11 protein-coding genes are annotated in these 13,135 nt (G+C 70.5%); 8 read left to right on the forward strand and 3 right to left on the reverse strand.

Going from position 1 to position 13,135, the window contains the following annotated elements:
• Positions 1-7 precede the first annotated feature (7 nt).
• From JOD66_RS25010 to JOD66_RS25020, 3 genes are read right to left on the reverse strand one after another with little or no spacing between them, the layout of a single operon-like run.
• Positions 8-883, reverse strand: coding sequence for a dihydropteroate synthase (locus JOD66_RS25010; protein WP_204839491.1), 876 nt, complete (start codon positions 881-883; stop codon positions 8-10).
• Positions 880-1,545: a cobalamin B12-binding domain-containing protein gene (locus JOD66_RS25015; protein WP_179725637.1), complete on the reverse strand. Its 666-nt coding sequence runs from the start codon at positions 1,543-1,545 to the stop codon at positions 880-882. The genes JOD66_RS25010 and JOD66_RS25015 overlap by 4 nt, the downstream gene beginning before the upstream one ends.
• Positions 1,542-2,312: an IclR family transcriptional regulator gene (locus JOD66_RS25020; protein WP_204839492.1), complete on the reverse strand. Its 771-nt coding sequence runs from the start codon at positions 2,310-2,312 to the stop codon at positions 1,542-1,544. Before JOD66_RS25020 ends, JOD66_RS25015 begins: the two co-directional genes overlap by 4 nt.
• Before the next feature lie 118 nt (positions 2,313-2,430).
• On the opposite strand from JOD66_RS25020, the gene JOD66_RS25025 reads away from it, so the two are divergent.
• The 8 genes from JOD66_RS25025 to JOD66_RS25060 all read left to right on the forward strand — a co-directional run bounded on the left by JOD66_RS25025 (position 2,431) and on the right by JOD66_RS25060 (position 12,985).
• Positions 2,431-3,870, forward strand: a complete 1,440-nt coding sequence (locus tag JOD66_RS25025; protein WP_204839493.1) for a trimethylamine methyltransferase family protein — start codon at positions 2,431-2,433, stop codon at positions 3,868-3,870.
• Positions 3,830-4,762 carry a formyltetrahydrofolate deformylase gene (purU, locus tag JOD66_RS25030; RefSeq protein WP_443678805.1) on the forward strand — a complete coding sequence of 311 codons (933 nt, stop codon included), beginning with the start codon at positions 3,830-3,832 and terminating at the stop codon, positions 4,760-4,762. Before JOD66_RS25025 ends, purU begins: the two co-directional genes overlap by 41 nt.
• A 25-nt stretch (positions 4,763-4,787) precedes the next feature.
• On the forward strand, positions 4,788-5,558 hold the full coding sequence (locus JOD66_RS25035) for an IclR family transcriptional regulator (RefSeq protein WP_204839494.1): 771 nt from the start codon (positions 4,788-4,790) through the stop codon (positions 5,556-5,558).
• 127 nt (positions 5,559-5,685) lie between these two features.
• Entirely contained in the window at positions 5,686-7,164 is a 1,479-nt protein-coding gene (locus JOD66_RS25040; RefSeq protein WP_204839495.1) for an aldehyde dehydrogenase family protein, read from the forward strand.
• Between the two features lie 16 nt (positions 7,165-7,180).
• Positions 7,181-8,905, forward strand: coding sequence for a choline dehydrogenase (gene betA / locus JOD66_RS25045; RefSeq protein ID WP_204839496.1), 1,725 nt, complete (start codon positions 7,181-7,183; stop codon positions 8,903-8,905).
• Positions 8,902-9,975 (forward strand): quaternary amine ABC transporter ATP-binding protein, encoded by a 1,074-nt coding sequence (locus tag JOD66_RS25050; RefSeq protein WP_204839497.1) that lies wholly within the window; start codon positions 8,902-8,904, stop codon positions 9,973-9,975. Before betA ends, JOD66_RS25050 begins: the two co-directional genes overlap by 4 nt.
• Complete coding sequence (locus tag JOD66_RS25055; protein WP_204839498.1) at positions 9,972-11,954, forward strand: ABC transporter permease; 1,983 nt, start codon at positions 9,972-9,974, stop codon at positions 11,952-11,954. Before JOD66_RS25050 ends, JOD66_RS25055 begins: the two co-directional genes overlap by 4 nt.
• 44 nt (positions 11,955-11,998) lie before the next feature.
• Positions 11,999-12,985 (forward strand): ABC transporter substrate-binding protein, encoded by a 987-nt coding sequence (locus JOD66_RS25060; protein WP_307823710.1) that lies wholly within the window; start codon positions 11,999-12,001, stop codon positions 12,983-12,985.
• Positions 12,986-13,135: the final 150 nt, after the last annotated feature.

Here is a 13,135-nt window from a genome sequence, read left to right on the forward strand (position 1 = left end):
CCGGGCCTCACGCCGTCGCCGCCTGCCGCGCGCGGTGCGCGGCGATCCAGGCGCCACCCCACTCGTCGTGACCGAGCAGCAGGTCGGCGGCCTTGACCGCCTCGACGATCTGGGGCGTGCGGGTGTCCATGATCGCGGAGGTCAGGCCGGCCTGCATGGCCATCGGCAGGAAGCCCGCACCCAGGGCGTGCCGCGAGGGCATCCCGAAGGAGACGTTGGAGGCGCCGCAGGTCATGTTGACCCCGAACTCGTCGCGGATGCGGCGCACCGTCTCGAAGAAGGTCAGCGCGACCGTCCCGTCGGCGCCGATGGGCATGGCGAGCGGGTCGATCACGATGTCGGCCTGGGCGATGCCGTACTCCGTGGTCGCGACCCGGATGATCTTGCGGGTCAGCTCGATCCGCTTCTCGACCTCCATCGGGATCTCGTCCTCGTCGTTGGGCAGGGCGATGATCGCGGCGTCGTACTTCTTGACCAGGGGCAGGATCTGCGCCATCCGCTCGTCCTCGGCGGTGATCGAGTTGACCAGCGCCCGGCCCTGGTAGACCGCCAATCCGGCCTCCAGTGCCTCGACGACCGAGGAGTCGATGCAGATCGGCTTGTCGGTGAGCTTCTGGACCATCGTGATCGCCTTGGCGAGCAGGTCGGCCTCGTCGGTGAGCGGGACGCCCATGTTGACGTCGAGGACGTCGGCGCCGCCCTCGACCTGGGCCTGGACGTCGCGCTCGATCGCCGAGAGGTCGCCGGCGCGCAGCTGCTCCTGGAAGATCCGGCGCCCGGTCGGGTTGATCCGCTCGCCGATCAGGCAGAAGCGGGTGTCGTGGCCGATCACCACCTCCTGGGTGGCCGAGCGCAGCCGGGTCTCCAGGCGAGGGGCGCTCATGCGGGGACCGTCGCGCGCTTCTCGTGGAGCAGCGCCTTGGCCCGCTTCACGGTCTGGGAGGCATCGGCGGCGTACCCGTCGGCACCCACGGCGTCGGCGTACTCCTGGGTGACCGGCGCGCCGCCGACCATGACGATGACGTCGTTGCGGATCCCGGCCTTCTCCAAGGCGTTCATGTTGGCCTTGAACATCGGCATCGTGGTGGTGAGGAAGGCCGAGAACCCGACGATGTCGGGCTGGTGCTCCTCGATCGCCGCGACGAACTTCTCGGGCGCGACCTGGACCCCGAGGTCGATGACCTCGAAGCCGGCGCCCTCCAGCATGATGTTGACCAGGTTCTTGCCGATGTCGTGGACGTCGCCCTTGACCGTGCCCATCAGGAACTTGCCGATGGTCTCGACGCCGGTCTCGGCCAGCAGCGGGCGCAGCCGCTCCATGGCCCCGGCCATCGCCCGGCCGGCGATGAGCATCTCGGGCACGAAGAAGTCGCCGCGCTCGAAGCGGGCGCCGACCTCCTCCAGCGAGGGGATGAGCGCGTCGAAGAGCAGGGTCTGGGGCTCCATGTCGAGCGCCAGCCCGTCATTGGTCAGCTCCAGCACGCGCGGGCCGTTGCCGACCAGCGTCTCGTCGTACAGGCCCTGCAGGATCTCTTCTGGGGTCATGCCACGCCCTCCTTGCGCGTGTGCCGACGCAGCAGCCCGGATAGCTGCTCCGCTCGGTCGCTCAACTGTCGTCCGATCTCGTCGCGCCGCTCGGCGAGACGCGGGGTGGGGCCGGAGATGCCGAGGGCGGCCACCACCTCACCGCCGCTGCCGCGCACCGGCGCGGCGACGCCGGACAGCCCGATCTCGAGCTCGTCGACGGTGCTGGCCCAGCCGCGGCGCAGCACCTGGGCGAGCTCGCGGCGCAGCACGTCGCGGTCGGTGATCGTGTGCGGCGTCGGCTGCTCGAGCTCGCCGGCCGGCAGGTCGACGACCTCGTGCGCCAGCAGCACCTTGCCGAGGGCCGAGGTGTGCGCGGGTACGTCGACGGCGGTCCAGTCGCGAGTGCCGAGCAGGTACGTCGAGTCGACCTGCGCGACCTGCACGACCCGGTCGCCGCGGCACACCGAGAGGTGCACCGTCTCGCCGGTGTCGGCGCCGACCTTGTCCATCGTGGACCGGGCCAGCCGCACCAGCTCCTCCCACGGGTCGTGGCGGGCGGCGTAGAGCCAGAACAGGGGACCGGCGACATAGGAGCCGGCGGCGTTGCGCTCGAGCAGCTCGGTGCGCTCGAGGGCGGCCAGCATCCGCGAGGTCGTCGACTTGGGCAGCCCGCAGATCTCCTGCAGGTCCGCGAAGGCCAACGGCTCGTCGGCGCGCACGACCGTCGCGACCAGCAGCGCGGCGCGGTCCACCGCCTGCGTGCCGGTCGTCGGGGGAGTGCTCATCGGATGCTCACCAGGGGGTTCCGTTCGGTCGCGAAGAGTTCCATGATGTGGAACTCGGTTTCCATATCATGAGGCTAGGATGCGAAGCGATTCCCGGTCAAGGACCCTAGGAGGCTCGATGTTCCAGAACCGGATGCCGCGTTACGAGGTGCTCTCGGCGGAGGCGATGGCCACCCTCGACAAGGGCTGGCGCAGGCTGATGACCGAGATCGGCGTCGAGTTCATGGACGAACGCGCGCTCGAGCTGTTCCGCAGAGCGGGCCAGCGGGTCGAGGACCACACGGTGTTCCTCGACCCCGACTTCGTCCTGGAGCAGGTCGCCAAGGCGCCCGCGGAGTTCGACGTCCAGGCCCGCAACCCGGCCAACAGCATCCACATCGGCGGCGACTCGATGGCCTTCGGTGCGGTCTACGGCCCGCCCTTCGTGCGTCAGGGCGAGGTGCGCCGCGACGCGACCATGGACGACTTCACGAACTTCACCAAGCTCGCGCAGTCGTTCCCGATCCTCGACTCCGCGGGCGGCGTCATCTGCGAGCCCAACGACACCCCGCTCGACAGCCGCCACCTCGACATGACCCTCGCCCTGCAGACGCTGACCGACAAGGTCTACATGGGCAACGTCGTCTCGGGGGTCAACGCCGCCGACACGCTGGCGATGACCTCGATCCTGTTCGGCTCGCGCGAGGCGATCGAGGAGACGCCCGCGACCATCTCGCTGATCAACTGCAACTCGCCGCTGCGCTGGGACGACCGGATGCTCGAGGCGCAGTTCGAGTACTCCGGCGCGGGACAGCCCGTCGTACTCACGCCGTTCATCCTGATGGGCGCGATGTCGCCGGTGACCATCCCCGCGGCCCTGGTGCAGCAGATCGTCGAGGCGCTCTCCGGGATCGCGCTCTCCCAGCTGATCCGGCCCGGCACCCCGGTGATCTTCGGGTCCTTCCTGTCCAACATCGACATGCAGTCGGGCTCGCCGACCTTCGGGACCCCCGAGTCGGGTCTCGGTCTGCTGTGCACCGGCCAGATCGCCCGCCACTTCGGCCTCCCGTTCCGCACCGGCGGCGGGCTCACCTCCTCGCAGGTGGCCGACGCCCAGGCCGGCTACGAGGCGCTGATGACCATGCTGCCGACCTTCCTCGCCGGCGCGAACTGGGTGATGCACTCCGCCGGGTGGCTCGAGGGCGGCCTGGTCGCGGGCTACGAGAAGTTCATCGTCGACATCGAGCTGCTGCAGATGATGCAGGCCGAGTTCACGCCGCTGGAGATCGACGAGGACTCGATGGCCTTCGGTGCGCACGAGGAGGTCGGTCACGGCGGGCACTTCCTCGGCGCGATGCACACCATGGAGCGCTTCCGCACCTGCTTCTACCGCCCGCTGCTCTCCTCCTCGGAGAACTACGAGCGCTGGATGCGCAACGGCGGCAAGGACGCCAACGCCCGCGCCGAGGAGATCTACCGCAAGCGGCTCGAGGACTACGAGCCGCCGCCGCTGGACGCCGCCATCGAGGAGGAGCTGCGTGAGTACGTCGTCCGCCGCCGGGCCGAGCTCGGTGACTGAGCGCGTGGCCGAGCGCGTCGGGGGCGTGGCCAGCGCCCCGGCCGGTGACTTCGTCCTGGTCCTCACCTGTCCCGACCGGCCGGGCGTGGTGCACGCCGTGTCCGGCTTCCTGGTGGCCCACGGCGGCAACATCATCGAGAGCCAGCAGTTCGGCGACCAGATCACGGGCACCTTCTTCATGCGCCTGGACTTCGTCGTCGACGGCGCGGGGGTGAGCCCCGACGCGCTGCGCGCCGACTTCGCGGAGGTCGCCGCGCGCTTCGAGATGACCTTCGAGCTGTGGGACGCGAAGGCGCCCTACCGCACGTTGATCATGGTCTCGAAGCACCTGCACTGCCTCAACGACCTGCTCTTCCGCCACAGCACCGGGTCGCTCCAGATCGAGATCCCCGTCGTCGTGTCCAACCACCTCGACGCCGAGCCCCTCGCGAAGGCCCACGGCCTGGAGTTCGTGCACATCCCGGTCACCTCCGACACCAAGGAGCAGGCCGAGGACCGGCTGCGCGAGCTGATCGCCCAGCACGACATCGACCTGGTGGTGCTGGCCCGCTACATGCAGGTGCTGTCGGACCGGATGTGTGCCGAGCTCAGCGGCCGGGCGATCAACATCCACCACTCGTTCCTGCCGAGCTTCAAGGGCGCCAAGCCCTACCACCAGGCCTTCGACCGAGGCGTGAAGCTGGTCGGCGCGACGGCCCACTACGTCACCGCCGACCTCGACGAGGGGCCGATCATCGAGCAGGACGTCGTACGGGTCGACCACGGCTACAACCAGGACCAGCTGGTGACCGCGGGCCGCGACGTGGAGGCTCAGGTGCTCTCCCGCGCCGTGCGGTGGCACGCCGAGTCCCGGGTCCTGCTGAACGGACACCGCACGGTGGTGTTCCGCTGACCCGGGCCGGGCCTATCGTTGCGCCATGAGCAACAGTGAGCCGGCCAGTGTCCAGTCGGTCGACCGGGCGCTGACCATCCTCGAGGTGCTGGCCCGGCTCGGCACGGCCGGCGTCACCGAGATCGCGGCCGAGCTCGACGTCCACAAGTCCACGGCGTTCCGGCTGGTCTCGACGCTGGAGGCGCACCGGCTCGTCGAGCAGGCGGGGGACCGGGGGCGCTACTCGCTGGGCGTCGGCCTGCTCCGCCTCGCCGGCGCCACGACCGCGCGCCTGGACCTGGTGCAGGAGGCGCGCCCGATCACCCGTCAGCTCGCGGCGGACACGGGGGAGACGGTCAACCTCACGGTGCGCGCCGAGCACGCCGCGCTCTACCTCGACCAGGTCGCGGGCTCCTCCGCGCTGCAGTCCCACAACTGGGTCGGGCAGCACATCCCGCTGCACGCGACGAGCAACGGCAAGGTGCTGCTCAGCGAGCTCACGCCCGAGCAGCTCGCCGAGGCGCTCGGCTCCCTCGCCCGGTTCACGCCGGCGACGATCACCAGCAAGGCCCAGCTGCGCAAGGAGCTGGCGACGATCCGCGAGCAGGGCTACTCGCTCGCGATCGACGAGCTCGAGGTCGGACTGACCGCCGTGGCCGCGCCGATCCGCAACGCCCACGGCGACGTCATCGCCTCGATCAGCGTCTCCGGGCCCACCTTCCGGCTGTCCGCGGAGCGGCTGGATGCCGTCATCCCGCAGTGCCTGGCCGCCGCCGGAGAGATCTCCCACCGCCTCGGCTGGAGCTGGCGCGAGTGAACCTCGGGTGAACTGGATCACACCGGGTCCTTGACGGGACGGCGGGATCGCAGCATTCTCAAAGCGTTGCGCAGCGAGAAGCGATGTGCGTCATACGCAACACCGTTCCGTGAAAGGGGGTGGCGCGGTGCCCGATCTCTTCGTCGACGGCGAGTGGTGCGCCCCCGTCGCCGGTGGTCGCCGGGCGATCCACTGTCCCGCCGACGGCACCCTCGTCGCCGAGGTGGACGAGGCAGGAGCCGACGACACCCGGGCGGCCATCGCCGCCGCCCACCGGGCCTTCCACGCCGGCCCCTGGCCCGGTACGCCGGCCCGCGAGCGGGGCGACCTGCTGCTCCGGGTCGCCGACCTGCTCGTCCGCGACAAGGCCGAGCTGGCCCGGATGGAGTCGCTCGACACCGGCAAGCGGCTGGTCGAGTCGGAGTACGACATCGACGACGTCGTCGGCGTCTTCCGCCACTACGGCCGGATCGCGGCCGAGGACGCCGGCCGGGTGGTCGACACCGGGAACCCCGACGTCGTCAGCCGGATCGTCCACGAGCCGGTCGGCGTGTGCGGGCTGATCGCTCCCTGGAACTACCCGCTGCTGCAGGTCGCCTGGAAGGTCGCGCCCTGCCTCGCGGCCGGCAACACCTTCGTGCTCAAGCCCAGCGAGCTGACCCCCCACACCGCGATCCACCTGATGCGGCTGCTCACCGAGGCCGGGCTGCCGCCCGGCGTCGGCAACCTGGTCCTCGGCGCGGGCCCCGACGCCGGTGCGCCGCTGGCCGAGGACCCCCGGGTCGACCTGGTCTCCTTCACCGGCGGCCTGGCGACGGGACGGCGGCTGATGGCGGCCGCGGCCGGCACCGTGAAGAAGGTCGCCCTCGAGCTGGGTGGCAAGAACCCCAACATCGTCTTCGCCGACGCCGACCTCGAGGTCGCCCTCGACTTCGCGCTGACCGCGGTCTTCCTGCACTCCGGCCAGGTGTGCTCGGCCGGCGCCCGGCTGCTCGTGGAGGAGTCGATCCACGACGACTTCGTCGACGCGCTGGTCGCGCGTGCCGAGCGGATCCGGCTGGGCGGCCCCTTCGACGACGAGGCCGAGACCGGGCCGCTGACCAGCGGTGCCCACCGCGACAAGGTGGAGGCGTACGTCGCCGCCGGGCTCGCCGAGGGAGCGGTGCTGCGCTGCGGCGGCCGGCGTCCCGACGATGCTGAGCATCCCGGGCTGGCCGGCGGCTACTACTACCTCCCGACCGTGCTCGACGGCTGCAGCAGCGACATGTCGGTGACCCAGGACGAGTCCTTCGGCCCGGTGCTGACCGTCGAGACCTTCGCGGACGAGGACGAGGCGGTCCGGATCGCGAACGACAGCATCTACGGCCTCGCCGGTGCGGTGTGGACCCAGGACGCCGGCAAGGGGCAGCGCGTCGCCGGTCGGCTGCGGATGGGCACGGTGTGGATCAACGACTACCACCCGTACGTCCCCCAGGCGGAGTGGGGCGGCTTCAAGCAGTCCGGCACCGGGCGCGAGCTCGGCCTGGCCGGGCTGGAGGAGTACCGCGAGACCAAGCACGTGTGGCACAACATCCGACCGGCCGAGCAGCGCTGGTTCGCCGGGTAGACGGGACGGGGCTCAGATGGGTGCGGAGCGGTACGACTACGTGATCGTGGGGGGAGGCTCCGCGGGGTGCGCCCTGGCCAACCGGCTCTCCGCCGACCCCGGCACGACCGTGCTGGTGCTGGAGGCGGGCCGCTCCGACTACCGGATCGACCCCTTCATCCACATGCCGGCGGCGCTGCCGATCCCGATCGGGAACCGGCTCTACGACTGGCGCTACGAGACCGACCCGGAGCCGCACCTGGGCGGGCGGCGGGTCTTCCACGCCCGGGGCAAGGTGCTCGGCGGGTCGAGCAGCATCAACGGGATGATCTTCCAGCGGGGCAACCCGATGGACTACGAGCGCTGGGCCCGCGACCCGGGGATGGAGAGCTGGGACTACCTGCACTGCCTGCCCTACTTCAAGCGGATGGAGACCCGCTACCTCGTCGACGGCAGCGTGGGGGCCGACGACTGGCGGGGAGGCGAGGGGCCGCTCCGGCTGGAGCAGGGCCCGGCGCGAAACCCGCTCTTCGCCGCCTTCTTCCAGGCAGCCCAGGAGGCGGGCTACCCGCTCACCGACGACGTGAACGGCTACCGCCAGGAGGGCTTCGCCCGCTTCGACCGCAATGTCTACCGCGGGCGTCGCTGGTCGGCGGCCCGGGCCTACCTGCACCCGGTCAGGAGCCGCCCGAACCTCACCGTCAAGACCTACGCCTTCGTCACGAAGGTGAATTTCGAGGGCAGGCGGGCCGTCGGCGTGGACTACGCGCAGGCCCGGCGCGCCCACTCGGTCAGCGCCGGCGAGGTCATCCTGTGCGGGGGAGCGATCAACACCCCCCAGCTGCTCCAGCTCTCGGGGGTCGGCGACGAGGCGCTGCTGCGCCGGCACGGGATCCCCGTCGTGCACCACCTGCCCGGGGTGGGGGAGAACCTCCAGGACCACCTCGAGGTCTACATCCAGTACGCCTCGAAGCAGCCGGTCTCGATAGCGCCCGGCCTGCGGCTGCGCGAGCGGCCCCGGATCGGCTACCAGTGGCTCTTCCACCGCAGCGGTCTCGGCGCGACCAACCACTTCGAGGGTGGCGGCTTCTGCCGCAGCAACGACGAGGTGGACTACCCCAACCTGATGTTCCACTTCCTGCCGATCGCGATCCGGTACGACGGCTCGGCCCCCGCGAACCTGGAGAAGGGCGCGCACGGCTACCAGGTCCACATCGGCCCGATGTACGCCGACACCCGGGGCTGGGTGCGGATCAAGAGCCGGGACCCCCGGGTGCACCCGAGCCTGCAGTTCAACTACCTCTCCACCCCGACCGACCGCAAGGAGTGGGTCGAGGCGGTGCGGGTGGCCCGCGACATCCTCAACCAGCCCGCCTTCGCGCCGTACAACGCCGGCGAGCTGTCGCCCGGCCCGGCGGTGGAGACCGACGAGGAGATCCTGGACTGGGTGCGGGCCGACGCGGAGACGGCGCTGCACCCCTCGTGCACGGCGAAGATGGGCGTGGACGAGATGTCGGTGGTCGACCCCGCCTCGATGCGGGTGCACGGCACGGAGGGGCTGCGGGTCGTCGACGCCTCGGTGTTCCCCTACGTCACCAACGGCAACATCTACGCCCCGGTGATGATGGTCGCCGAGAAGGCCGCCGACCTCATCGCCGGCAACACGCCGCTGCCGGCGCTCGACGTGCCGTACTACCGCTACCGCGACGACATGCCACTCCATCCACCCGGCGACAGCCGCAACCGTGAGGAGCACAGATGAGCGTGGCGACCGAGAAGGACACCGCGACCGAGGCGCTCGCCGAGAGCGCGCTGTCGGTGCGCGGCCTGTGGAAGATCTTCGGCCCCCGCGCCGACCGGATCATCGGCACGCCCGACGCGCAGCTCTCGCGCGCCGAGCTCAAGGCCAAGACGGGCTGCGTCGCCGGCGTGAAGGACGTGTCCTTCGAGGTGGCGCCCGGCGAGGTGTTCGTCGTGATGGGGCTCTCGGGCTCGGGCAAGTCGACCCTGGTGCGCTGCCTGACCCGGCTGATCGAGCCGACCGCCGGCTCGGTGCTGATCGACGGGATCGACGTCACGACCGCCTCCGCCGCCCAGCTCCGCGAGCTGCGCCGCAACCGGGTCTCCATGGTCTTCCAGCACTTCGGGCTGCTGCCGCACCGCCAGGTGATCGACAACATCGCCTACGGGCTGGAGATCCGCGGCATGAAGAAGAAGGAGCGACGGGCCAAGGCCGAGGAGGTCGTCTCGCTGGTCGGCCTCGACGGCTTCTCCCACTCCTACCCCGACCAGCTCTCCGGCGGCATGCAGCAGCGCGTCGGCCTGGCCCGGGCGCTCGCGGGCGACCCGAGCATCCTGCTGTTCGACGAGCCCTTCTCGGCGCTCGACCCGCTGATCCGGCGGGACATGCAGAACGAGGTGATCCGGCTGCACCGCGACCTGCGCAAGACGATGGTCTTCATCACCCACGACCTCCAGGAGGCGCTCAAGCTCGGCGACCGGATCCTGATCATGCGCGACGGCGAGATCGTGCAGGTCGGCGCCCCCGACGAGGTGGTGGGCGCGCCGGTCGACGACTACGTGCGGGACTTCGTCTCCGAGGTGCCGCGCTCCCACGTCCTCACCCTGAAGTGGGTAATGCGCGAGCCGCGGCCCGACGACTCGATGGACGGTCCGGTGATGTCCTGCGACACCATCGTCCGGCAGGCCGCGAAGGCCGCGCTGGCCTCGGAGCACCCGGTGCGCGTCGTCGACGGCGACCGCGTCATCGGGATCGTCGACGACGACGCGATCCTGCGCGTCGTGGTCGCGGAGGAACAGGCGCAGTCGTGACCGCCACCCTCGCCCCGGCCCCGCCGGCCTCCCGCTCGCTCGGCCCCGTGCCCCGGTGGGCCTGGGCGCTCGGCGTGGTGCTGCTCTGGGTGGCCGTGTGGGCACTGACGAAGGGCAGCCACACCCTGACGCCGGCCGGCCGCGAGCACACCGACGTGCAGACCGCGCTCGGCAACTTCCGCGACGACGTCCTGGCCGGCCGGGCCGACAACCCGGTCATCCAGTTCACCTACGACATCGGCGCCTGGTTCACCTCGGTGGTCGACTGGTTCCAGCGGCTGGTGTCGGTCCCCGACTTCCCACGCCCGGTGCCGCAGATCGGCTGGCTCGGCGTCACCGCCGTCGCCACCTGGGTCGGGCTGGCCGTCGCCGGCTGGCGGATCGCCGTACTGGTGGCGCTCTCGTTCGTCTCGTTCGGCGCCTTCGGCTACTGGTCGGACGCCATCGACCTGCTGATCGTCACCTTCGTCGCGGTCGGTGTGTCGGTGCTGATCGGGATGCCGCTCGCGGTCCTGGTCGGCACGGGCAACCGGGCCGTCAACGCGGTGACCAACACCGTGCTCGACATCTTCCAGACGATGCCGACCTTCGTGTACCTGCTGCCGATCGTGCTGTTCTTCGGCATCGGCGCCGCCGGCGCGGTCGTCTGCACCCTGGTCTACGCGCTGCCGCCGATCATCCGGATCGCCGGCCACGGCATCCGCAACGTCTCGGGCACGACGATCGAGGCGACCGACTCCGCGGGCCAGACCTGGTGGCAGCGGCTCACGAAGGTGCAGCTGCCGATGGCCCGCAAGACCATCGTCGTGGGGCTCAACCAGACGATCATGGCGGCGCTGTCGATGGCCACCATCGCGTCGTACGTCGACGGCCCGGGGCTGGGCCAGCCGGTGCTGGACGCGCTGGTCAAGAACGACGTCGGCGGCGCGTTCGTGCCCGGCGCCCTGATCGTGGTGATGGCGGTGATGCTGGACCGCTCGACGACCGCGGCCAGCGAGCACTCCGAGAAGGCCGCCCGCGGCGGGCTGGACCTGCGCCGGCGCCGGATCGTGCTGGCCGGGGCCGCCGTGCCGGTCGTGGTCGCGCTCTACCTCTCGCGCACCTACCCGTGGGCGGCCGAGTTCGACGACCTCGGGTGGACGCCGAAGGTCGCCGACGGCGTCGACAGCTTCTTCGTGTGGTTCACCGACACCTTCCGCGGCTTCACCCAGGGCTTCAAGGACCTGGTCAGCTCGGTGCTGCTCGACCCGCTGCAGTCGCTGCTGGCCGAGTCGCCGTGGTGGCTGGCCGCCGGCGCCCTGCTCGCCCTCGCGGTGGTCGTGGGCGGGATCCGGGCCGCGCTGCCGACCGTGGTCTGCATCGCCGGCCTGCTCTTCTTCGGCCTGTGGCACGACGCGATGGTGACCCTCAACATGACCCTGGTCGGCACCGTCCTGGTGATGCTGATGGCGGTGGTCCTCGGCGTCGCGATGGCGCGCAGCCGGGCGGTCGACGTCGTGCTCCGCCCGACCCTCGACGCCGGCCAGACCATCCCGCCGTTCGTCTACCTGATCCCGGTGCTGGCGCTCTTCGGCCCGACCCGGTTCACCGCGATCGTCGCGGGCGTCGTCTACGCCGCGCCGGTCGCGATCAAGCTGGTGGCCGACGGCGTACGCGCGGTGTCCCCGTCGACGATCGAGGCGGGCCGGTCCACCGGGTCCACGCGCTGGCAGGAGATCGTCAAGGTGCAGCTGCCTATGGCGCGCCCCTCGCTCGTGCTCGCCGCCAACCAGGGCCTGCTCTACGTCCTGGCGATGGCCGTCATCGGCGGCCTGGTCGGCGCCGGCGCGCTCGGGTACGACGTCGTGCTCGGCTTCGCGCGCTCGGAGGAGTGGGGCAAGGGCGCAGCGGCCGGCATCAGCATCGTCCTCCTCGGGATCATGGTCGACCGGATCGCCCGGGCGGCCGCGCACCGCTCCGGGGCTCCGGCCTCTCGGTAGTGCCCAGCACGCATCACGTCCGACACGACAACCAAGGAGAAAGAGTGCGACACATCAGATGGAGGGCGACCGGCCTCACCTCGGTTGCGGCGTCCGTGGCGATCCTGCTCGCGGCCTGTGGCGGCGGTACGATCGACGAGCAGACCAAGGCCAACGAGTCCAAGGCCGGCGGCTCCGGCGACTGCGGCGAGCTCAACATCGCCGTGAACCCGTGGGTCGGCGACGAGGCCAGCAGCTACGTGGTCGGGCGCGTCGCGAGCGAGCAGCTCGGCTGCAAGGTCAACTACAAGGAGCTCAAGGAGGACGTCTCCTGGCAGGGCTTCGGCACCGGCGAGGTCGACGTCGTGATCGAGGACTGGGGCCACCCCGACCTCGAGAAGAAGTTCTTCGCCGAGCAGGGCGACGGCAGTGCCGCGGACCTCGGCCCGAACGGCAACGTCGGCATCATCGGCTGGTACGTCCCGCCGTGGCTCGCCAAGGAGCATCCCGATATCCTGGACTGGAACAACCTCAACAAGTACGCCAAGGAGTTCGCCACCTCCGAGTCGGGCGGCAAGGGCCAGTTCCTGGGCGCGGACCCGTCGTACGTCCAGTTCGACGAGGCGATCATCAGCAACCTCAAGCTCGACTTCAAGGTGGTCTTCTCCGGCAGCGAGGCGGCCAGCATCACCGCCTTCCAGCAGGCCGAGAAGAACAAGGAGTTCCTGATCGGCTACTTCTACGAGCCGCAGTGGCTCTTCGCCGAGGTCCCGCTCGAGAAGGTGGCCCTGCCGCCGTACACCGACGGCTGCCAGGACGTCCCGGCCAAGGTCGCCTGCGACTACCCCGAGACGGAGCTGAAGAAGATCGTCTCCACGTCGTGGCAGAAGGAGGGCGGCCCGAGCGTCGGCCTGGTCACCAACTTCAAATGGACCAATGACGACCAGAACCAGGTCGCCAAGTACATCGCCGAGGACGACATGAAGCCCGAGGACGCCGCCGACAAGTGGATCGCCGACAACCAGGACAAGGTCGACGCCTGGCTGCAGTGACCTCGCGCTGAGTGGAGCCAGCCCCGCGTCCCTGTGGCTGGGTGGGGTGCGGGGGCGCGGGCTGGCGCGGGGCGATGTAACACGTTGTTCGCGGGTGTGGTGGGTGTGCGACCGCTGTAACACGTTGTCTGCTGCTCCTCACGACGTGGG

The organism is Nocardioides nitrophenolicus (genome assembly GCF_016907515.1).
In the GTDB taxonomy this organism is placed as follows: Bacteria; Actinomycetota; Actinomycetes; order Propionibacteriales; family Nocardioidaceae; genus Nocardioides; species Nocardioides nitrophenolicus.

What these genes read in the sequence shown, in the direction of transcription:
- JOD66_RS25010 (WP_204839491.1), bottom strand. Translation starts at nt 883, where the DNA reads ATGAGCGCCCCTCGCCTGGAGACCCGGCTGCGCTCGGCCACCCAGGAG.
- JOD66_RS25015 (WP_179725637.1), bottom strand. Translation starts at nt 1,545, where the DNA reads ATGACCCCAGAAGAGATCCTGCAGGGCCTGTACGACGAGACGCTGGTC.
- JOD66_RS25020 (WP_204839492.1), bottom strand. Translation starts at nt 2,312, where the DNA reads ATGAGCACTCCCCCGACGACCGGCACGCAGGCGGTGGACCGCGCCGCG.
- JOD66_RS25025 (WP_204839493.1), top strand. Translation starts at nt 2,431, where the DNA reads ATGTTCCAGAACCGGATGCCGCGTTACGAGGTGCTCTCGGCGGAGGCG.
- JOD66_RS25035 (WP_204839494.1), top strand. Translation starts at nt 4,788, where the DNA reads ATGAGCAACAGTGAGCCGGCCAGTGTCCAGTCGGTCGACCGGGCGCTG.
- betA (WP_204839496.1), top strand. Translation starts at nt 7,181, where the DNA reads ATGGGTGCGGAGCGGTACGACTACGTGATCGTGGGGGGAGGCTCCGCG.
- JOD66_RS25050 (WP_204839497.1), top strand. Translation starts at nt 8,902, where the DNA reads ATGAGCGTGGCGACCGAGAAGGACACCGCGACCGAGGCGCTCGCCGAG.